Annotated in this window: 16 protein-coding genes; 6 read left to right on the forward strand and 10 right to left on the reverse strand. The window is 73.5% G+C overall.

All coding sequences use genetic code 11. The features are described from left to right. Positions 1-6: 6 nt before the first annotated feature. On the reverse strand, positions 7-1,494 hold the full coding sequence (locus ABGB17_RS00765) for an MFS transporter (RefSeq protein ID WP_347625699.1): 1,488 nt from the start codon (positions 1,492-1,494) through the stop codon (positions 7-9). 150 nt (positions 1,495-1,644) lie between these two features. Between ABGB17_RS00765 and lon the strand changes: the two genes are divergently transcribed. The 4 genes from lon to ABGB17_RS00785 all read left to right on the forward strand — a co-directional run bounded on the left by lon (position 1,645) and on the right by ABGB17_RS00785 (position 10,055). Then, positions 1,645-4,023: an endopeptidase La gene (gene lon, locus ABGB17_RS00770; RefSeq protein WP_347625700.1), complete on the forward strand. Its 2,379-nt coding sequence runs from the start codon at positions 1,645-1,647 to the stop codon at positions 4,021-4,023. 160 nt (positions 4,024-4,183) lie between these two features. Further along, positions 4,184-5,740, forward strand: coding sequence for an AMP-binding protein (locus ABGB17_RS00775; protein ID WP_347625701.1), 1,557 nt, complete (start codon positions 4,184-4,186; stop codon positions 5,738-5,740). 386 nt (positions 5,741-6,126) lie between these two features. Beyond that, positions 6,127-7,383: a trypsin-like peptidase domain-containing protein gene (locus ABGB17_RS00780; protein WP_347625702.1), complete on the forward strand. Its 1,257-nt coding sequence runs from the start codon at positions 6,127-6,129 to the stop codon at positions 7,381-7,383. A 986-nt stretch (positions 7,384-8,369) separates the two neighbouring features. Beyond that, a complete protein-coding gene (locus ABGB17_RS00785) occupies positions 8,370-10,055 on the forward strand; it encodes a TROVE domain-containing protein (protein ID WP_347625703.1) in 1,686 nt (561 codons plus the stop codon). A 34-nt stretch (positions 10,056-10,089) separates the two neighbouring features. On the opposite strand, the gene ABGB17_RS00790 is transcribed toward ABGB17_RS00785, so the two are convergent. From ABGB17_RS00790 to ABGB17_RS00810, 5 genes are read right to left on the reverse strand one after another with little or no spacing between them, the layout of a single operon-like run. Further along, entirely contained in the window at positions 10,090-10,854 is a 765-nt protein-coding gene (locus ABGB17_RS00790) for a nucleotidyltransferase domain-containing protein (RefSeq protein WP_347625704.1), read from the reverse strand. Next, positions 10,851-12,566 carry a thiol reductant ABC exporter subunit CydC gene (gene cydC / locus ABGB17_RS00795; protein WP_347625705.1) on the reverse strand — a complete coding sequence of 572 codons (1,716 nt, stop codon included), beginning with the start codon at positions 12,564-12,566 and terminating at the stop codon, positions 10,851-10,853. Before cydC ends, ABGB17_RS00790 begins: the two co-directional genes overlap by 4 nt. After that, on the reverse strand, positions 12,563-14,548 hold the full coding sequence (locus ABGB17_RS00800) for an ATP-binding cassette domain-containing protein (RefSeq protein ID WP_347625706.1): 1,986 nt from the start codon (positions 14,546-14,548) through the stop codon (positions 12,563-12,565). The genes cydC and ABGB17_RS00800 overlap by 4 nt, the downstream gene beginning before the upstream one ends. 7 nt (positions 14,549-14,555) lie before the next feature. Then, positions 14,556-15,371 (reverse strand): cytochrome d ubiquinol oxidase subunit II, encoded by an 816-nt coding sequence (locus ABGB17_RS00805; RefSeq protein WP_347625707.1) that lies wholly within the window; start codon positions 15,369-15,371, stop codon positions 14,556-14,558. A gap of 10 nt (positions 15,372-15,381) precedes the next feature. Next, the gene (locus tag ABGB17_RS00810; RefSeq protein ID WP_347625708.1) at positions 15,382-16,566 is read right to left on the reverse strand and encodes a cytochrome ubiquinol oxidase subunit I; all 1,185 of its coding nucleotides are present in this window, start codon (positions 16,564-16,566) and stop codon (positions 15,382-15,384) included. A 94-nt stretch (positions 16,567-16,660) separates the two neighbouring features. On the opposite strand from ABGB17_RS00810, the gene ABGB17_RS00815 reads away from it, so the two are divergent. Further along, positions 16,661-16,990 (forward strand): helix-turn-helix transcriptional regulator, encoded by a 330-nt coding sequence (locus ABGB17_RS00815; protein WP_347625709.1) that lies wholly within the window; start codon positions 16,661-16,663, stop codon positions 16,988-16,990. 92 nt (positions 16,991-17,082) lie between these two features. Here ABGB17_RS00815 and ABGB17_RS00820 read toward each other — a convergent pair whose 3' ends face one another. The 3 genes from ABGB17_RS00820 to ABGB17_RS00830 are packed head-to-tail and all read right to left on the reverse strand — an operon-like array spanning position 17,083 to position 18,970. Then, positions 17,083-17,754, reverse strand: a complete 672-nt coding sequence (locus ABGB17_RS00820) for a response regulator transcription factor (protein WP_347625710.1) — start codon at positions 17,752-17,754, stop codon at positions 17,083-17,085. Beyond that, entirely contained in the window at positions 17,742-18,008 is a 267-nt protein-coding gene (locus ABGB17_RS00825; protein ID WP_347625711.1) for a hypothetical protein, read from the reverse strand. The genes ABGB17_RS00820 and ABGB17_RS00825 overlap by 13 nt, the downstream gene beginning before the upstream one ends. After that, positions 17,921-18,970 carry a histidine kinase dimerization/phosphoacceptor domain-containing protein gene (locus ABGB17_RS00830; protein WP_347625712.1) on the reverse strand — a complete coding sequence of 350 codons (1,050 nt, stop codon included), beginning with the start codon at positions 18,968-18,970 and terminating at the stop codon, positions 17,921-17,923. The genes ABGB17_RS00825 and ABGB17_RS00830 overlap by 88 nt, the downstream gene beginning before the upstream one ends. Before the next feature lie 258 nt (positions 18,971-19,228). On the opposite strand from ABGB17_RS00830, the gene ABGB17_RS00835 reads away from it, so the two are divergent. Beyond that, positions 19,229-19,630: a DUF6326 family protein gene (locus ABGB17_RS00835; protein ID WP_347625713.1), complete on the forward strand. Its 402-nt coding sequence runs from the start codon at positions 19,229-19,231 to the stop codon at positions 19,628-19,630. Between the two features lies 1 nt (position 19,631). Here ABGB17_RS00835 and ABGB17_RS00840 read toward each other — a convergent pair whose 3' ends face one another. Then, on the reverse strand, positions 19,632-20,348 hold the full coding sequence (locus ABGB17_RS00840; protein ID WP_347625714.1) for a permease prefix domain 1-containing protein: 717 nt from the start codon (positions 20,346-20,348) through the stop codon (positions 19,632-19,634). Between the last annotated feature and the right edge of the window lie 65 nt (positions 20,349-20,413).

A 20,413-nucleotide genomic window follows, 5' to 3' on the forward strand; every position in this document is an offset into this window, starting at 1 on the left:
GCCGGGTCAGGTGCGTTCGCGGACCTCGGCGCCCTGGTCGAGGGGCGGTGCGCACAGGTCGCAGGAGGCTTTGCGTGAGGGGACGCGTTCGGGTTCTTTCATGGCGTTGGTGCGGATGGTGACCACGGTCAGGACGGCGGCGGCGGTCATCATCGTGGCGGAGATGAGCATGGCGGAGTGGAAGCCGGCGGTGAAGGCGGTGGGGGAGGTGTAGGCGGTGCCGGTCAGGCCTACCAGCGGGGGGATCGCGGCCACGGCCAGCAGGCCGCCGGTTCGGGCCACGGCGTTGTTCACGCCGCTGGCCACGCCGGCGAAGCGTTCGTCGGCGGTGGCGAGGACGGTGGCGGTCAGGGGGGCCACGGCGGCGCTCAGGCCCAGGCCGAACAACGTCACGGCGGGCAGGACGTCGGTGAGGTAGGTGGCGCCGGGGCCCACCCGGCTGAGGAGGACCAGGGCGGCGGCGACCATCAGGAGGCCCACGGTCAGGGGGATCCGGGGGCCGATGCGTCTGGCGAGGTCGCCGGAGCGGGGGGACAGGAGCAGCATCAGGATCATCACCGGGAGCATCGCGCTCCCGGCGGCGATGGGGGAGAAGCCGGCGGCCACCTGGAGTTCCACCACGAGCAGGAAGAAGACGACCCCCATCGCGGCGTACATGACCAGCGTCACGGCGTTGATGGCGGTGAACTCGCGGGAGGCGAACACCCGGACGGGGACCAGGGGGGCGACAGGACCGCCGCGGGAGCGGCGGATCTCCAGGACGACGAAGGAGGCGCCCAGCAGGACGCCGGCGACTCCGGCGGGGACGGACGCGGGGGTGCCGACCTCGATCAGGGCGTAGGTGACCCCGGCCAGGGACAGCGCGGCGAGAACGGCGCCGAGGACGTCGAAGCGGCCCGTGGCCGACTCGTCGCGCGTCTCGGGGACGTGCCTGGCGGCGACCGCCACCACCAGGGCGGCGATCGGGAGGTTGATCAGGAAGACCCAGCGCCAGCCGGCGGTCTCCACCAGCCAGCCGCCGAGCAGCGGGCCGACCGCGCCCGCGACACCCCCGAGGCCGGACCAGGCGCCGACGGCCCTCGGGCGGTCGGCGCGGGCGAAGGACGACTGGATGATCGCCAGGGAGCCCGGGGTGAGCAGTGCCCCGCCGACGCCCTGCAGGGCCCGGGCCAGGACCAGGACCTCGACGTCGGGGGCCAGGCCGCACAGGGCCGAGGCGACGGCGAACCACACGACGCCGATGACGAAGATCTTGCGGCGGCCGTAGCGGTCGCCGAGGGAGCCGCCGAGGAGGATCAGGCCGGCCAGGGTGAGGGTGTAGGCGTTGACCGTCCACTGCAGCCCGGACATGGTGGCGCCAAGCGTCCGCCCCAGCTCGGGAAGAGCCACGTTGACCACGGTGCTGTCAAGGAAAGCCATGCCGGAGCCCAGCACAGTGGTGAACAGCACCCATCGGCCTTGGGGGGATTTCATGCGTATGCCGCCGTTGTCCATGCAGCCCATCATGCGGGAGCCACAGGAGTACCCGTCCCCAGGGTGCCCTGATTACACGATTACGATCGCTCACGGCGAACAGGCGCAGACTTGGGAACAATCAGCGGCTCCCATTAATTGAGTCGATGTAACTCAACCCTTGGAGTTCGCATGAGTCAGAGCTTGATCCTCCCGGTTCTGCCCCTCGACGACGAGGTCGTCCTGCCCGGCATGGTCGTCCCGCTCGACCTGTCGGACGCCGAGGTGCGCGCGGCCATCGACGCCGCCCGGGCCTCGGGCGAGCGGCAGGGCAAGGCGCGGGTGCTGCTCGTGCCGCGCGTGGACGGCCGGTACGGCGCCGTCGGTGTGGCCGCGGTCATCGAGCAGGTCGGGAGGCTTCCCGGTGGCGGCCCCGCCGCCGTCGTGCGCGGTGTGGAGCGTGTGCGCGTGGGCTCGGGCACCACCGGGCCGGGTGCCGCGCTCTGGGTGGAGACGACCCCCATGGAGGTCGTGCCCGCCGGGCCCCGCGCCGAGGAATCGGCCAAGGAGTACAAGTCGCTGGCGACCACCATCCTGCAGAAGCGCGGCGCGTGGCAGGTCGTGGACGCGGTGAACCAGATACAGGACGCCTCGGAGCTCGCCGACAGCTCCGGCTACGCCCCGTGGCTCAGCACCGCCCAGAAGGTCGAGCTGCTGGAGAACCCCGACCCCGCCGAGCGGCTGGCCAAGCTGGTCGAGTGGGCCCGTGACCACCTGGCCGAGCTGGACGTCGCCGAGACGATCCGCAAGGACGTCCAGGAGGGCATGGAGAAGCAGCAGCGGGAGTTCCTGCTGCGGCAGCAGCTCGCCGCCGTCCGCAAGGAGCTGGCCGAGCTGAACGGCGACGCCGCCTCCGAGGAGGAGGACTACCGCGCCCGCGTGGAGGCCGCCGACCTGCCGGAGAAGGTCCGCGAGGCCGCGCTCAAGGAGGTGGACAAGCTGGAGCGCACCTCCGACCAGTCCCCCGAGAGCGGCTGGATCCGCACGTGGCTGGACACCGTCCTCGACATGCCGTGGAACACCCGCACCGAGGACTCCTACGACATCTCCGCCGCCCGCGCCGTGCTGGACGCCGACCACACCGGCCTGGACGACGTCAAGGAGCGCATCATCGAGTACCTCGCGGTGCGCAAGCGCCGCGCCGACCGCGGCCTCGGCGTGGTCGGCGGTCGCCGCAGCGGCGCCGTGCTGGCGCTGACCGGCCCTCCCGGGGTCGGCAAGACCTCGCTCGGCGAGTCGGTGGCCCGCGCCATGGGCCGCGAGTTCGTCCGGGTCGCCCTCGGCGGCGTGCGCGACGAGGCCGAGATCCGCGGCCACCGGCGCACCTACGTCGGGGCGCTGCCCGGCCGCATCGTGCGGGCCATCCGCGAGGCGGGCAGCATGAACCCCGTCGTGCTGCTGGACGAGGTCGACAAGGTCGGCGCCGACTACCGCGGCGACCCGACGGCGGCGCTGCTCGAGGTGCTGGACCCGGCGCAGAACCACACGTTCCGCGACCACTACCTGGAGGTCGAGCTCGACCTGTCGGACGTGCTGTTCCTCGCCACCGCCAACGTGCTCGAGGCGGTGCCGGGCCCGCTGCTGGACCGCATGGAGATCGTCACCCTCGACGGCTACACCGAGGACGAGAAGGTCGCCATCGCCCGCGACCACCTGCTGCCGCGCCAGCTCGACAAGGCCGGCCTGACCGCCGCCGACGTCACCGTCGAGGACGAGGCGCTGCGCAGGCTCGCCGGCGAGTACACCCGAGAGGCGGGCGTCCGCTCGCTCGAGCGGGCGATCGCCCGGGTGCTGCGCAAGGTCACGGCCAAGGCGGCCCTGGAGGCGGACGCGCTGCCCGTGCGGGTGGGGGAGGCCGACCTGGAGGGCTACCTCGGCCGGCCGCGGCACGTGCCGGAGTCCTCGCTGCCGGAGTCGGCGCAGCGCACCTCCGTGCCGGGCGTGGCCACGGGCCTCGCGGTCACCGGGGCGGGCGGCGACGTGCTGTACGTCGAGGCGTCGCTCGCCGACCCCGAGACCGGGTCCACCGCGGTCACGCTGACCGGGCAGCTCGGCGACGTGATGAAGGAGTCGGCGCAGATCGCGCTGTCCTACCTGCGCTCGCGCGGCGTGGAGCTCGAGCTGCCGGTCGGGTCGCTGAAGGACCGGTCCGTGCACATCCACGTCCCGGCCGGTGCCATCCCCAAGGACGGGCCCTCGGCGGGCGTCACGATGACGACGGCCCTGGCGTCGCTGCTGTCCGGGCGTCCCGTGCGGCCGGACGTCGCGATGACCGGCGAGGTGTCGCTGACCGGCCGGGTGCTGCCCATCGGCGGCGTGAAGCAGAAGCTGCTCGCCGCCCACCGGGCCGGCATCACCACGGTGCTCATCCCGGCACGCAACGAGCCCGACCTGGACGACGTGCCCCAGGCGGTCCGCGACGAGCTGACCGTCCACACGGTGAGCGACGTCCGCGAGGTCCTGGAGATCGCCCTCACCCCGGCGACGGTGGCCGAGCCCGCCGCCGCCTGACCCCCTGACACGGCCCGCCGCCCGCAGCCCTCGGCCCGGACGGCGGGCCGTCCCATGTCCAGGGACCAGCCCGCCGCACGGCCGCCGGGAGAGGTCGCCCCGCTTGGCCGGCTCGCCGTACGCCGGCTCACGTGCTTTCCCCGCCCCAGGGAACCGAGTAATGTTCGGTTTCATGTATCCGGGTGCGGTCGCCGCCGAGAACCCCGGCAAGGCCGCGGTGGTCATGGCGGGGTCCGGGCGGGTGGTGACCTACCGGGAGCTGGACGAGGAGTCCAACCGGCTGGCGCACCTGTTCCGGGCGGCGGGGCTGGCGCCCGGGGACCACGTGGCGTTCATGCTGGAGAACCACCCGCTGTTCCTCGTGGTGGCCTGGGCGGCGCACCGCTCGGGGCTGTACTACACCCCGATCAGCTCCCGGCTGCTGCCCGAGGAGCTCGCTTACATCGTGGACGACTGCGAGGCCAAGGTCTTCATCTCCTCGAAGGCGCTGGCGGGGGTCGCCGCGGCGGTCACCGGGCGCACCCCGAAGGTCGGGCTGCGGCTCATGATGGACGGCACCGCCCCGGGGTTCGGCTCGTACGAGGAGGCCGTGGCCGCCTACCCGGTGACGCCGCTGGAGGACGAGTGCCGCGGCGCGGACATGCTGTACTCCTCGGGCACCACCGGGCGGCCCAAAGGCGTCAGACCGCCGCTCGGGAACGCGGCGCTCGACGTCCCCGGGCCGCTGCTCCAGCTCCTCCAGGCGCTGTTCCGGACCTCGGCGGACTCGGTCTACCTGTCCCCGGCCCCGCTGTACCACGCCGCGCCGCTGCGGTACTGCATGACGTTCCAGCGGCTCGGCGCCACCGTCGTGGTCATGGAGCGCTTCGACCCCGAAGAAGCGCTCGCCCTGATCGAGCGCCACCGGGTCACGCACTCCCAGTGGGTGCCGGCGATGTTCGTCAAGATGCTCAGGCTGCCGGACGGGACCCGCACCCGGTACGACCTGTCGTCGCACGTCTGCGCCGTGCACGCCGCCGCGCCGTGCCCCGTCCCCGTCAAGGAGCGCATGCTCGCCTGGTGGGGCCCGATCGTGCACGAGTACTACGCGGGGACCGAGGGCAACTGCTTCCTGTACGCCTCGCCGCACGACTGGCTCACCCACAAGGGCACCGTGGGCCGCCCCCTGCTCGGCGTGCCGCACGTGCTGGACGAGGACGGCAACGAGGTGCCGCCCGGCGTGGACGGCACCGTGTACTTCTCCGGCGGGCCCCGCTTCGAGTACCACGGCGACCCGGACAAGACCCGGGCCGCTCAGGACCCCGGCGGCCGGGGCTGGACCACCCTCGGCGACATCGGCCACCTGGACGAGGACGGGTTCCTGTACCTCACCGACCGCCGCGCCGACACGATCATCTCCGGTGGGGTGAACATCTACCCGCAGGAGGCGGAGAACGTGCTGGCGGTGCACCCGGCGGTGGCGGACGTCGCGGTGTTCGGCGTGCCGGACGAGGAGATGGGCGAGGCGGTCAAGGCCGTCGTGCAGCCCGCCGACCCCGCCGCGGCCGGCCCGGCCCTCGCGGCCGAGCTGATCGCGTACTGCCGGGCGCGTCTCGCCGCCTACAAGTGCCCCCGCACCGTCGACTTCCGGGACGAACTGCCGCGCCACCCCACCGGCAAGCTCCTCAAGCGGCTGCTGCGCGACGAATACCGGGCGGACGCCCCCCGCGCGGGCTGAGCTTTATCCGAGTTTCCCCCGGAAAAGTCGTGGCCGCACGGCCCAGGAAATGCGGAAATAAGCCCGGCGTAAAAGTCGGAGCCCTCCGGAAAACGCTCGGCCCCTGACCGCGGCCACCGCCGGGAAACACCCGTCCCTCACGCGCAAGATCCCCGTCGCGGTACCCTCGCACCCCCGCTCACCTGCTGAGATCGGCGCCGTGACGCCAGGCGTGCCAGTCACGCGGCACCTCCCCCAGGGCGTTCAGGAAACCTCCAGACAATGCTTAGGCGGCTCTTATCGCGGGTTTGCCATCATTGTTTTACCGGCCCCGAAAAGGCCGGGCAGTGCCGAGGAGCATGGGGGAAGAGATGACCACCGAGGACCCGCGCACGCGGACACAGACAATGACCATTCCGGGCGGGGAGCCGGAGTCGCGGGGATGGACGCAGTTCGGCACCATGCCCCCGCGGCACGGCGCGTACCAGCCGCCGGCGGGCGCCGAGCCGCCCGCGACGATCCCCCCGGGGCCGCCGCCCACCGCCACCCCGCCGTGGCGCGGGGGCTTCGGGCGCAAGGCACTCGCCGGGCTGGCCCTCGCGGCGGTGGCCGTCGGCGGCGGGGTGACCGGGGCGCTGGTGACCGGCGCCGGCAACGACACCCCGGCCGCGGCCAGCCCCGTCATGCGGCCCGCCTCCGACGCCGCGGGCGCCACCGTCGCCGACGTGGCCCGCGCCGTGCAGCCGTCCGTGGTGTCGATCCTCGTCACCGGGGCGCAGGGGCAGGCCGAGGGATCCGGGGTGATCCTGTCCTCCGACGGGCTGATCCTCACCAACAACCACGTGGTGGCGGGCGCGGGCCAGGGGGGCCAGGTGCAGGTCAAGTTCTCCGACGGCAAGAACGCCGCGGCGACGATCGTCGGCACCGACCCCGCCACCGACCTCGCCGTGATCCGGGCGCAGAACGTCTCCGGCCTCACCCAGGCGACCCTCGGCGACAGCGACAAGCTCGCCGTGGGCGACGCGGTGCTGGCCATCGGCAGCCCGCTCGGCCTGGAGGGCTCGGTCACCGCGGGCATCGTCAGCGCGCTGGACCGCACCGTCACCGTCGGCGGCAACCAGTCGCAGCAGCCCGGCCTGCCGCCCGGGTGGGGCGGCCAGCGGCAGCAGTCCGCCCCGACGACCATCGGCGGCGCCATCCAGACCGACGCGGCCATCAACCCCGGCAACTCCGGCGGCGCGCTGGTCAACTCCTCGGGGCAGGTGGTGGGCATCAACAGCGCCATCGCCACCAACGGCGGGGACGGCAACATCGGCGTCGGGTTCGCGATCCCCATCAACACCGCCCGCCAGGTGGCCGACCAGCTCATCAAGAGCGGCAAGGCCACGCACGCCTACCTCGGTGTCAACCTCGCCGACGCCACCGGGAACACGGAGGGCGCTGTGGTCAGCACGGTGCAGAACGGCAGCCCGGCCGCGCAGGCGGGCCTGCGCGAGGGCGACCTCATCACCAAGATCGACGGCACCCAGGTCTCCGGCGCCGACACGGTGGTCGGCCAGATCCGCTCCCTCACCCCCGGCACCAAGGTGTCCCTCACCTACGTCCGCGACGGCCGCACCTCGACCGTCACCGTGACGCTCGCCGAGCGCACCGCCGAGAGCTGACCTCCGCCTCAGGAAGGCGGAGCCGGCGAGGCCGCCACGGGAACTCCCGTGGCGGCCTCGGCGCGTCTTTCCTGCCCCCGGGTGTGCGGGCCGAGTCAGGATCGACCCGCCGCTCGACCCGCATGAGGTTCACCACCTGGTCCGGTTCGCGGAAACTCGCCGCATGAACCGCCGCAACGGGCCGCCGACGGCCCGCATCTCGCGGGAATCCGGCCATCCCAAGCTCCTTCTGGCGAATCACCCCGTATGGTGCGGCACCTGGCGACCTCGGAAACCTCCGCGCGGATTGTGTCGCCATTTCTGACCGCACAAATATTCGCTGTCTCCCCAAGAACAGACGCGGTAGCGTTGTATGCAGTTCACCGGGCTTGGAGAGGGCGCGGGTCGAATGGTGTCGGTTATCTCTGAATCAGATTCCTCCGGCGCCGTCCCGCACATCCGTGTCTTCTCCCGGCCCGATGAGCTGGTCAGGTCTGGTGCCGGCACGGGTCGAAAGCCTGTCGGTTATCCACTTCCAATGGGGTTGTCGCGGGTTCGAGTCCCGCCACAGGTTCGCCTGTGTAGCTCAGTCCGGCAGAGCGCCTGAACGCCGGTGGGCGGCACCACATCCGTGCCGGTTCCAGACCTGATCGTTCGTCAGCCCTGCCGGCGGTGCGGGTCGAATCCGATTGGTTATCACTGGTGAATTCAGGTTCGATTCCTGTCGGCCGGTTCGTCCGGCCTGGTGCCCTGCTCGGCAGGGCTTATCCGGTCGGTACACCACATCCGCACCACCGGCAGGGCTGACGAACAGGGGAGAGCGGGTCGAAGTCGAGCCGGTTGTCGGGGGCCGGATACGCGGGTTCGAATCCTGCTGCCCCGCCTGCGCGGGACGTCGTCCAGAGGCCGAGGACGTCGGCTTCAAAACCGGCAGGCACCACCACATCCGCTCTCCCCACCCCCCCACATCCGCCGGACCGGCGGGTCGAACCACTATGGAGGCCGGTATGGCTCGTGATCCTCTCGCGTCCGTCTCCACGCACGCGACTCCGCAGACCCAGCGCTTCCCGGGCCGGATGGGCCAGGTCCGCAACGCCGCCGGCGGGTACGTCTTCGCCAAGGACCTGTGGACCCGCGTGGAGGACTTCCTGATCCTCGGCACCACGGGCGGCACGTACTACGTCGGCGAGGACACGCTCACCGCCGAGAACGTCGACGTGCTGGGGGAGGCCATCGCCGAGGACGGCCCCCGGGTGGTCGCGCTGCTCACCGGCATCTCCACGGCGCGCCCGCCCCGGGCGCCCAGGAACCGGCCCGCGCTGTTCGCCCTCGCCGCGGCCTACGCCAAGGGCGACGCCGACACCCGTCAGGCCGCCAAACCGGCGCTGGCGAAGGTCGCCCGCACCACCGATCATCTCGCCACGTTCTTCGGCTACTACAAGAACCTCGGCGGCAAGGTGACCGGCCGCGGCTCCGCCCCGGTGATGGGCCGGTCGCTGCGCACGGCGCTCGGGTCGTGGTTCCTGGACGGCGATCCGGACGACGTGGCGTTCCGCGTGTGCAAGGCGGCCCAGCGGAAGACTCCTGCGGGGGAGGCGTTCGCGCTGCGGGACGTGCTGCGCATGGCTCACCCTGCCGCGGACTCCGCTCAGCGGAAGACGCTGTTCGGGTGGATCGCCGGGAACGTCACCGACGACGAGGCCCGCGACGAGCTGCCGGCCGTGGACCGTTTCCTGACCGCCAAGGCCGTCACGTCCGTGGACCAGGCTGTCCGCGTCGTCACCGAGGCGCGGGTGCCGTGGGAGTTCCTCCCCGACGCGATGCTCCGCGAGCCTGCGGTGTGGGACGCCCTGGTGGACACCGTGGGGATGACCGCGCTCATCCGGAACCTGGCCCGGATGACGCGCATCGGGACGCTCAAGCCGACGAGCGACGCCACCCGCCGCGCCGCGGCGCGGCTCACCGACCCTGAGGCGCTGCTCAAGGCGCGGATCCACCCGATGGACGCGTGGCTCACCCTACGGGTCTACGGTTCGGGCCGCTCCCAGCCCAGCCCGCGGGCCGACGTCCAGAGCTGGGCGCCCGTGCCGGCGATCCTGGACGCACTGGAGGAGACGTACGAGCTGTCGTTCGGCGCGGTGGAGCCGTCCGGTAGGCGGCTGCTGGTCGCCGTGGACTCCTCGGGGTCCATGAGCTGGGCGAATGTCACCGTGGCCGGATCCAAGCTGGGGACGGTCTACGAGGTCGCGTGCGCGATGGCCGTGATGCTGGCCCGGATCGAGCGGGACGACGTCCACGTCATCGACGTCGACACCTCCGTGCACTCCTCCCGGGTGACCCCGCGGACCAACCTCCGCGAGATCGCCGGCTGGCGTCCCTCCGGCGGCGGCACCGACCTGTCGCTGCCCTTCACCTGGGCGCAGCAGCAAGGGCTGAACGTGGACGGCATCGTGGTCCTCACCGACAACGAGACCTGGGCAGGGCGCGCCCACCCGTCCCAGGCCCTCACCTCCTACCGGCGAGCGGTCAACCCGGCGGCCCGCGTCGTGGTGTCCGCGATGACCGCCACGGGCCGCTCCATCGGTGACCCGGGCGATCCTGGGGTGCTCAACATGGCGGGGCTGGACGCCCTCCCTGCCGCTGATCGTGAACGGCTTCATCCGGGCCTGAGATGGTCGGCGCGCGGGCAGTGAGACACACTGCTCGCGCGCCGATGGACGGGGAGCGTCACCCGGCGGGGTGCGCGGCCAGCAGGGCGTCGACGGCGGGGATGAGCCAGGCGCGGGTCAGGTTCGCGCGGTGGGCGAGCCACGCCTCGGTGGGCGGGGCGGGGGCGTCGTGGTAGCGGCGGCGTTCGATGTCGTCCACGACCTCGGCGGGGGCGCCCATGGCGCGCAGTTCGGCGAGGGCGGCGGCTTTGGTGATGAGGGCGCCGTCCCTGAGGGTGACCGTGGCACGGGCGTGGGTGGTCATGCCGAGGTCCACATAGATGTCCTGGAGCCAATGCTCGGGGTGGGCGAGAGTGGGGCGCCAGTAGTCCCGCTGGTCGCGGACCACGTACGCGGCGAGCTGCGGTCCGGTGACCGGCGGCAGGAGGGCGTCCGGCGCGTCGCCGTACAGGACCGATCCGAAATCGTGCAGCTCCCTGCGGGTGACCGTGCTGATGGGGCGGCGGTAGAGCTCGCGGTGCGCCCAGACCAGGTGGTCCCGGTCGGGGTCCTCCAGCTCGCCGGCGACGCCGTACCCGCAGTGCAGCCCGGCCGCGAGCGGGTCGTCCGCGTCCAGGCGCCGGTGGATCCGCTCCAGCCGTTCTTCCTCGCCGGGGGTGCACGGGCGGTCGAGGACGGCGACCAGGTCAAGGTCGCTGCGGCCGGGACGGTAGTCGCCCCCGGCGAGGGACCCGTGCGCCCATAACGCGCGCAGCGGGACGAGGGGGGCGATGCCGGTGAGGAAGCGGTCCACGAGCGCGGCGGTGGGGGCGTGATCGATCATGCGGGCTCCGGCGTCTCGGTGCGGGCGGTGAGGGCCTCCGACCGCCGCAGATCCCGGTAGTAGCCGGGGACGGCGGCCAGCTCCTCGTGGGTGCCGCGCTGGGTGACCCGGCCGTCCTCCAGCACGATGATCTCGTCGAGGTGCTCAAGGCCGTGCAGGCGGTGGGTGACCAGCAGCGTCGTGCGGCCGTGGGTGGCGTCCAGCAGGTCGGCCATCAGGGCGTCCGCCGTGCCGGGGTCCAGGGCTTCGGCGGGCTCGTCGAGCAGCAGCACCTCCGGGTCGCGCAGCAGCGCGCGGGCCAGCGCGAGACGCTGGAGCTGGCCGCCGGAGACGGTGCGGCCGTCCTCGCCGAGCGTGGTGTCCCAGCCGGTGCGCTCCACCCAGTCCGCCAGCCGGGCCCGCCGCACGGCCGCCGCCAGTTCTTCCTGGGTCGCGTCGGGTCCGGCCAGCAGCAGGTTGTCGCGCAGGGTGGCGCGGAACACGTACGGGTCCTGGGTGAGGCCGGTGACGCGCTCCCGCACGTCGTCGGGGGACAGGTCGCGCGCGTCCACGCCGTTCAGCAGGATCGCGCCGGACTCGGGCTCGACGGTGCGCATCAGCGCCGCCAGCAAGGTGCTCTTGCCCGCGCCGCTCGGGCCGACCACCGCGACGCGGCGGCCCGGGGTGAGGGTGAGCGAGACGCCGTCCAGGGCGGGCGGCAGGCCGGGGGCGTGCCGCACGACGAGATCCTCGGCCTGCACGGTGAGCGGCCCGTCGGGCGCGGCGGCCGGCGCCGCGGGCTCGGCGACCGCCGGGGGAGTGGCGCGGACCTCGCGCAGCCTGCGCAGGGCGGCCGTGACCCCGGCGAACCGCTCGCCGGCGGCGGCCAGCGGCAGCACCGGCTCGAACGCCACCAGGGACGTCAGCGCCAGCACCGCGGTGGGCACCTGGCCGAGGCCCGCCCGCTGCGCCACCAGCACGATCGCCGCGACGGTGAGCCCCTGGGCGAGCGTGCCGAGCGCGAGGGTGGTGGCGCCGGCCCTGGCCTGCCGCCGCTCCAGCGCCGCCAGGCGGTCCCCTGCCTCGGCCGCGGCGGCGAGCGCGCGGTCCCCGGCGCCGTAGGCGGCGAGGTCGGCGGCGCCGTGCACCAGGTCGGCCACCCGTGCGGCCAGCTCGGCGCGGGCGGGCGCCAGCGCGGCCGACCGTCTGCGCGCGGCGGCCGCCGCCAGCGCGGGCAGCAGCCCTCCGGCGAACGCCAGCCCGGCCAGCAGGGTGAGCGCGGCGGCGGGCAGCAGGGCGGCGCCGAGCCCGACCGCGGCGGCGGCGGTCACCGTGGCGGCGACGGCGGGCAGCAGGCACCGCACCAGAAGGTCCTGCACCGCGTCGGTGTCGTCCACCATGCGGCTCAGCACGTCCGCGCCGCGCAGCCGCGACGTCCCCGCGGGCGCCAGCGCCTCGTACAGCTCCTCGCGGGTCGCCGCCTGGGCGCGCAGCGCCACGTCGTGCCCGGCCAGCCGCTCGCCGTACCGGAACAGGCCACGGCTGGTCGCGAACGCCCGGACCGCGACGATCGCCACGCTCAGCGCCGCCAGCTCCGGCTGCTCGGCCGCCCGCGTGATCAGCCACGCCGCCGCCCCGATCAGCCCGAGGCCCGCGAGCTCCGCCGCCGCCCCGGCCGCGGCCGCCGCCACGGCACGGCGCGCCATGCCCTCCTGCCGCCACACGCGGTTCATCGGACGCTCCCGGTGGTCATCGGCTCGGGGACGACCCGGCCGCCGTGGAGGCGGACGACCCGGCCGGCGAGGTCGATCATCGCGGGCCGGTGGGCGACGATGACGGCGGTGCGCCCGGCCGCGAGGGCCCCGGTCGCCGCCACGATCGCCGCCTCGCTGCGGCCGTCCAGCCGGGCCGTCGGCTCGTCCAGCAGGAGCACCCCGGCGGCTGGGCGGCAGAACGCCCGCGCCAGCGCGACCCGCTGCCGCTGCCCCGCCGACAGGTTCGCTCCCCGATCACCGACGACGGTGGCGTACCCGTCGGGCAGCGCCTCGATGAACTCGTCCGCTTCCGCGGCCACCGCCGCCGCCCGCACGTCCTGTGGCGTGGCGTCCGACGCCATGCGGATGTTGTCCTCCACCGTGCCGGCGAACAGATGCGGCCGCTGCGGCACCACCGCCAGCCTGCGCCGCCACTCGTCGAGGTCGACGTGGGCCAGGTCGGCCCCGCCGACCAGCACCCGCCCCGACTCCGGCACCACGAACCCCAGCAACAGCCCGAGCAGCGTGCTCTTGCCCGCCCCGCTCTCCCCGACCAGCGCCACCCGTTCGCCGGGCTCGATCACCAGCGACACCCCGTCCAGCGCGGCCTCCCGCCGCCCCGGGTACCGCACCGTCACGTCCTCCAGCCGGATCTCCGGGACACCGCCCCCGATATCCCCGATTCCGGAAATGTCCGGCGGGACAGACTCGCGGTCGTGCGCTGGACGCGTCGAGCCGACGGGTGCGATGCCCGGTGTGCCGGAGGTGGCGGTGCCGGGTGTGCCGGAGGTGGCGGTGCCGGGTGTGCCGGAGGTGGCGGTGCCGGGTGTGCCGGAGGTGGCGGTGCCGGGTGTGCCGGAGCTGGCGGTCCCGAGGGTGGCGGTGCCGGGGGTGGCGGTGCCGGGGGTGGCGGTGCCCGGGGTGCTGCCGGAGGTGCGGGAGGTGCTGTCGGAGGTGCCGGGGGTGGGGGTTGTGGTGCCGGGGGTGCTGAGGGGAGGTGTGGCCGCGGGTGTGGTGTCGGTGGTGGGTGGGGTGTCGTTGATTACTGCGAAGGTGTCGTCGGCGGCGGCTACGCCTTCCATCGAGGCGTGGAACTTGGTGCCCATCGCGCGCAGGGGCAGGTAGGCCTCGGGGGCGAGGAGCAGGACCAGGAGGGCGGTGGGCAGGTCCAGGCTGCCGGACAGGAGGCGCAGGCCCACCGGGACGGCCACCAGCGCCAGGGAGAGGGACGCGACCAGTTCCAGCACCAGGGAGGACAGGAAGGCGACGCGCAGGGTGCGCATGGTGGCGGCGCGGTGGGCACCGGCCACCTGGCGGATCACGGTGGTCTGGTAGCGGGCCCGGCCGAAGGCGCGCAGGGTGGGCAGGCCGCGCACGACGTCGAGGAAGTGGCCGCCGAGACGCGACAGGGCCCGCCACTGGCGTTCGGTGACGGCCTTGGTCTGCCAGCCGACCAGGGCGCCGAAGACGGGGATGAGGGGCAGCGTCAGCAGCACGACGGCACCCGTGGCCGGGTCGGCGACGAACAGCCGGGCGAGGACCGCCACCGGGACGACGGCGGCGACCGCGACGGCGGGCAGGTAGCCGGTGACGTAGGGGTCCAGGGCGTCCAGGCCCCGCCCGGCGAGCGTGACCAGCTCTCCCGAGCGGTGCGCGGTGAGCCGCGCCGGCCCGAGGCCGCGCAGGCGCGACAGCAGCCGGTGCCGCAGCACCCCCTTCAGCGCGGTGGCGGTACGGCCCGCGGCCGTCCCCTGCGCGGCGCCGAGCAGGGCCCGCGCCACCACCACGGCCGCCAGCGCCGGGAGCGCCGTCAGCGGCAGGGCGCCGGACAGCACCCCGGACAGCACCTCGGCCTGGGCCAGCACCAGCAGCCCGGCGGCGACGGCGGCCGCCAGGCACACCAGCAGGTGGCGGCGGACCGCCGGTTCGGTCCGCGCCAGCCGCAGCAGTTCCTTGTGCATCGATTCCCTAGAAGAAGGACGGGACGCGGGCGCCCGTCCGCCCCCGTTCCCGGAGCTCCCGGCCCGGGGAGAACGTGCGCCATACCCATACTTGCGCCACCACGAGGATGGGAAGCACCGGTAGCGCCATGACACTGAGCACATTCAGCGCCGCCGGTGACGCGGTGTTGCCGAGCAGTGACGGAGCGGCCACCGCGAGCGGCACCGCGACCGGCAGCACGGCGAGCGCCGCCGTCAGCGCCAGCCGCCGCCCGGTGCGTCCGGTCTCCCGGGGCCCCGACAGCCGCCACGCGGCGAACGACCGGCCGTGGACGGCGAGCACGGCGGCGACCACCACGCCGTACAGCAGCCCGATCACGTCGAACGGCTGCCCGGGCAGGCCGCGCAGCACCGAGGCCAGCGTCACGCCCCAGCTCAGCGCCAGCCCCCACGACCCGGCGCACAGCACCGCGTCCCAGAACGCCCGCCAGGCCCGGCCGTCCATCCTGCGCCGGAACCACAGCCCGGCGTCCCGCAGGATCCACGACGTGACCAGCAGCACCACGACCGGGTACAGCCCTCCGAACACCCGTCCCTCCAGCGGAGGGAACACCCCGAACAGCGTGCCGGCGACGGCGACCAGCCACACCTCGTTGGCCAGCACGAACGGCGCCATCGCGGCCACCAGGTGGTCGCGCTGGTCCTGCCGCGTGCCGGGCTCCCCGGCGCGCTCGCGGGCCCTGGCCAGCACGGGCAGCAGCATGCCGAGCCCGATGTCGAAGCCTTCCAGGGCGAAGTAGCCCGCCAGCAGCACCGCGAAGACCGCGAGCCAGATGATCTCCATGGGGGCTCCTTCAGAGGGCGAGGGCGGGGGAGGGGGACGGATCGGCGGGCGCGGGCGCCCCGAGGGCCACCTGCCCGGGCCCGCGCCGCACGGCCCGCGCGATCAGCAGGTAGTCGACAAGGGCCAGCAGCCCGAGCACCCCCGCGAAGGCCACGAAGGACACCATCACGCTGCCATAGGTCAGCCCCGGGGACATGGCGTGGGCGACGTCGAGCTTGCCGTACACCACCCACGGCTGCCGCCCCGCCTCACGGGCCAGCCAGCCGAACAGCGCCGCGACGAACGGCAGCGGCGTCAGCAGCATCAGCAGCGGGTGGACCCACCGGGCGCGGGCCAGCAGGTGCCGGAACAGCAGCGGCGCGAGGACGAGCAGGAACAGCGCCTGCGAGAGCTCGCCGATGAGCCTCATGTTGGCGAGCGCCATCCCGGCGAGCTCACCGTCGAACTTGCCCGGCTGGATGCCGTTCAGCATGCCGAACTGCGCGTACCCGAACCCCGTCGCCAGCAGGCTGCCGATGGTGGCCCACATGACTCCGGTGCGCAGCGACCGGCGGAAGAACTCCTGCTCACCGGTGCGGCGGAACAGCTTGTAGGCGCTCGCGCCCATGACGACGGCCCCGCCGGCGAACAACCCGGCCCCGATGACGTGCGGGAACGCCATGATCAGGGCCGGGTTGGCGAAAAGCGCCCCCACGTCGTCGAGCACCAGGCGCCCGCCCCTGAGCACCGAGCCCGCCGGGTGCTGCAGGAAGGAGTTGGCCACCATGATGAAGAACGCGCTGGCGTACGCGGTGAGCGCCACCAGCCAGATGCACGCCAGGTGCAGCCCTCTCGGCAACCGGTTCCAGCCGAAGATCCACAGGCCGAGGAACGTGGACTCCAGGAAGAACGCGATCAGGGTCTCCATCGCCAGCGGCGCGCCGAACACGTCGCCCGCGAAGTGCGACAGGCCACTCCAGTTCAGGCCGAACTGGAACTCCATCACCAGGCCGGTGAACACGCCGACCGCGTAGTTGATGACGTAGATCTGCCCCCAGAAGCGGGTCATCCGCTCGAAGACGGGAAGGCCGGTGCGCAGATGGCGGGTCTGCATGATCGCCACGAGGGGGGCCAGGCCCAGCGTCAGCACGACGAACAGGAAGTGAAGGCTCCCCGTCACCGCGAACTGCAGCCGGGCCAGGTCGAGCACGTCCATGGTGCCTCTTCCGAAGTCCGGTAGTTATGCCTGCCTACATATAGAGAGCCTACATGTAGACTGTCTACATGCGAATTCCGGATAGGCTTCAGCGGTGAACACCGACGCGCTGCGCGGCCACATGGACGCCTTGCTGCTCTCCGTCCTTGAGGACGAGCCGCTGCACGGGTACGCGATCATCGAGGCGTTGCAGCAGCGCAGCGGGGGTGCGCTCAGCGTGCCGACCGGCACCGTGTACCCCGCGCTGCGGCGGCTCGAGCGGGTCGGCCACCTCACCAGCGAGTGGGCCACGGTCGGCGGGCGCAAACGCCGCACCTACCGCCTGACCCGCTCGGGCCGGGCCGCCCTGGCCGGGGAGCGCTCCGCCTGGAGCGACTTCTCCGGAGTGGTGACCAAGATCCTCACGCCACGCTCACAACCCTGACCGGCGCCGGGGGGCCGGCGAGCCGCACGCCCGCCCGCGCGTGTCTCACGGGGCGCCTGCCGCCGGGCTCCTGGCGTTCCGGCCCTCCCGGGTCAGCCCGTCAGCCCGGCGTCATGGGCGAGCAGGGCGATCTGGGTGCGGTTGTTGAGGTCGAGCTTGGTGAGGATCCGCGACACGTGTGCCTTGACGGTGGCCACGCTCATGAACAGCTCGCCGCTGATCTCCCCGTTGGACCTGCCCCGGCCGACCGCCACCGCCACCTCCCGCTCGCGGTCGCTCAACCGGCTCAGCAGGGCCCGCGCCTGCCGCCGCCGGGGTTCCGCCCCGGTCTCGCCGAGGTGGGCGATGAGTTGCCGGGTCACCACCGGCGACAGGATGGGTTCGCCCTCGGCCACCCGGAAGATCGCGCGCAGTATCTCGGCCGGGCGGGTGTCCTTGAGCAGGAAGCCGCTCGCTCCGGCGCGTAACGCGCGCAGCACGTACGCGTCGGCGTGGAAGGTCGTCAGCACGATGACCTCCGGCGGCCGGGGCCGGGCACGGAGCAGTTCGGTGGCGGCGAGGCCGTCGAGCGTGGGCATCCGGATGTCCATCAGCACCACGTCGGGGGCGTGGGCGTCGACCGCGGCGGCCACCTCCGTGCCGTCGGCCGCCTCGGCCACCACGGCCAGGCCGGGCGAGGTGGCGATGATCATCGCGAGCCCGGCCCGGACGAGCGGGTCGTCGTCGACGACGAGGATCCGGATCGGGTCGTTCACCTCGGCCACGGCAACCACGCCCAGAGCCGGAAGTCCCCTGACCCGGTGCGGCCGTGCTCCAGGCGCCCTCCGGCGAGACCGGTCCGTTCCGCCAGCCCGATGAGGCCGGTGCCCGCGCCGGGGATGGCGGCGCCACCGGCGGCGCCCGGCGGCAGCGGGTTGCGGATCTCGACGGTCAGCCCTTCGCCGGCGGCGCCCCGGACGGTGACCGACGCCCCGGCGCCGTGGCCGTGCTTGCGGGCGTTGGTGAGTCCTTCCTGCACGATCCGGTACGCGCCGCGGCCCGCCACCGCGGGCACGTCGCCCGGATCGTCCACCTGGCACTCCAGCAGGACCGGAGTCCCGGCGCGCCGGGACTCCTCGGCCAGCTCGGGCAGGTCGACCAGGGTGGGCTGGGGCCGGTCCGGCGCGTCGCCGTCGGAGCGGCCGGGTCCTCACGCAGCACGCCGATCACCTCCCGCAGGTCCTCCAGCGCCTGGTGGGCGCAGTCGCGGATCACCCCGGCGGCGCGGGCGTCCTCGCCGGAGGAGGCGCCGAGGCGCAGCTCCAGCGCCCCGGCGTGCAGGCTCACCAGCGAGATGCGGTGGGCGAGCACGTCGTGCATCTCCCGGGCGATCCGGTTGCGTTCGAGCTGGCGTGCCCGGGCCACCAGCAGCTCCCGCTCGGCCTCGGCCCGCCGGGCACGTTCACTCAGGGACTGCCGCCGGGCCCGGACGAACATCCCCCACGCGAGTATCGCCGTCACGAGGACGACGCCGAGGACGGCCTGCGACCAGTGCGTCACCGACATGTCCGGCCGGGCCAGGAGGGAGAGGGTCGCGGTGATCGAGTGCCAGGCCACGACGAGGGCGACCACCGCGAAGCGCCGGTGCACCGCGACGGTGAACAGCGCGATCAGCGCCACGCCCGAGGCGGCCAGCGAGAAGACGCCGAACAGTCCCGCGGCCACCGCCAGGCCGACCGGCCGGCGCCGCCGCACCAGCACCCCGAGACAGCTCAGCCCGCCCAGGGCGAGATCCACGGCGAGCACCTCCGGCGGCAGACGGTGATCCAGGCCGTCCAGGAGGACCAGGACGGTGAAGCACACGGCCAGCGAGAAGAACGCGCCGTCCGCCACCTGGTCGCGCCGCGCGCGCGGGGCCCGGCCCAGCCGGTCGGAGCGGGCGCCGCCGGACGAGCCGGTGGGCGGCGGGCCATGCCCCTCCAGGGCCGCCGGAGTGGTCATGGCGGGAACGATACGTGACGGCCGGTCCGGCGGGCATCCGACCAAAGTCGATGCCGCCTGTCCGCGGCGTCCGACCGAAGTCGATGCCCGTACGTAGACCTGAGTCCGGCCGGCGCCGACTTGGGAGCGATGCGGCGCTCCGGGCGTCCCCGGCAGGCTGGCCCGCATGGACGCCACAAGCCACGCGGACGGCCGGACCAGGTGCCGGCGGACAGGAGCGACGAAATGACGACAAGGGCGGAAGCACAGGCGTCACCCATGCGGGTCGGCACGAAGGCGCGGATCTCGACACTCTGGATCGTCGTGCTGTGCAACATGCTGTTCGCGGACATTCTTAACTTCATCACCCCCGGCACCATCCAGGGGTTCATGACGGGATACGCCGGATCTCTCCGGATCACCTCGGCGATCCTGCTGGGTTCCGCGGTGCTGCTGGAGATCCCCATCCTGATGATCTATCTGTCCCGGGTGCTGGAGCGCCCGGCGAATCGCCTGGCGAACGTCATCGCAGGCGTGGTGACCATCGTGTTCACGACGGTCGGCGGAACGGTGAACCTCCATTCCGTGTTCTTCACGGCCGTGGAGGTCGCCTGCATGTCGCTGATCGTCTGGTACGCGTGGAGGTGGCCTGCCCAGGACACCGTGGTGCGGCCGGGGTGACCTAGCCGAGGATGCGCCGCCCGGCGGGCAGCGGGGCGGCGGTGCCCCGGGTGACGATCAGGCAGCGGGTGGCGCAGTACAGCAGCCACCCCTGGGAGAGGTAGCTGACGGCGGCCAGCACGAGACCGGGTGTGTAGCGGCTGAAGCCGTCGAGCGCGGAGCCGGCGCCGGCGGACAGCGCCATGCCCATGACGAAGATGGCGGGCACCTGGATCCACAGCAGGACGCCGAGCGCCCGGGTGAGCGGCTCGGCCCGCCGCACGCCGCGCCACCTGCGTCCGAGCAGGAGCAGCGCCGTCGCGCCGAGCAGGCCCATGGTGAGCTGGAAGAAGTCCAGGAAGCGGGCGAGCGGCATGAACCACGACGGCTTGCCCTCGTAGGTGGGCGGCGGCAGCTCGGGGTAGATCTGCCAGACCAGGCTCCACGACACGGTGACGACCGGCACGACGAGGAACAGCGCGGCGGCGGTCCTGCGGCCCTCGCACGCGGCCAGCTCGTCCTGGTAACCGGGGGCGATCTCCGCGACCGGCCCGAACTCGGCCACCGCCATCCGCTCCGCCGCCGCGGGGTCGGCCCCCTCGTCCCGGTACGCCGCGGCGGCGTCCTCCAGCCCGTCCCGCGCCTCGGCCACCATGTCCCGCCGCAGCCGCCCCGGGCCGCGCAGCGTGCGGGCCAGCGTGGTCACGTAGTCGTCGATCGCGCCGCTGCCCGCCATCATCTCCCCAAGCCCGCCGTGTCGCCGCCCGTGACGGGCGGCCGGATGCGTTCATTGTCCCGGGCACC

This window comes from Sphaerisporangium sp. B11E5, from assembly GCF_039871875.1.
Taxonomy (GTDB): Bacteria; Actinomycetota; Actinomycetes; order Streptosporangiales; family Streptosporangiaceae; genus Sphaerisporangium.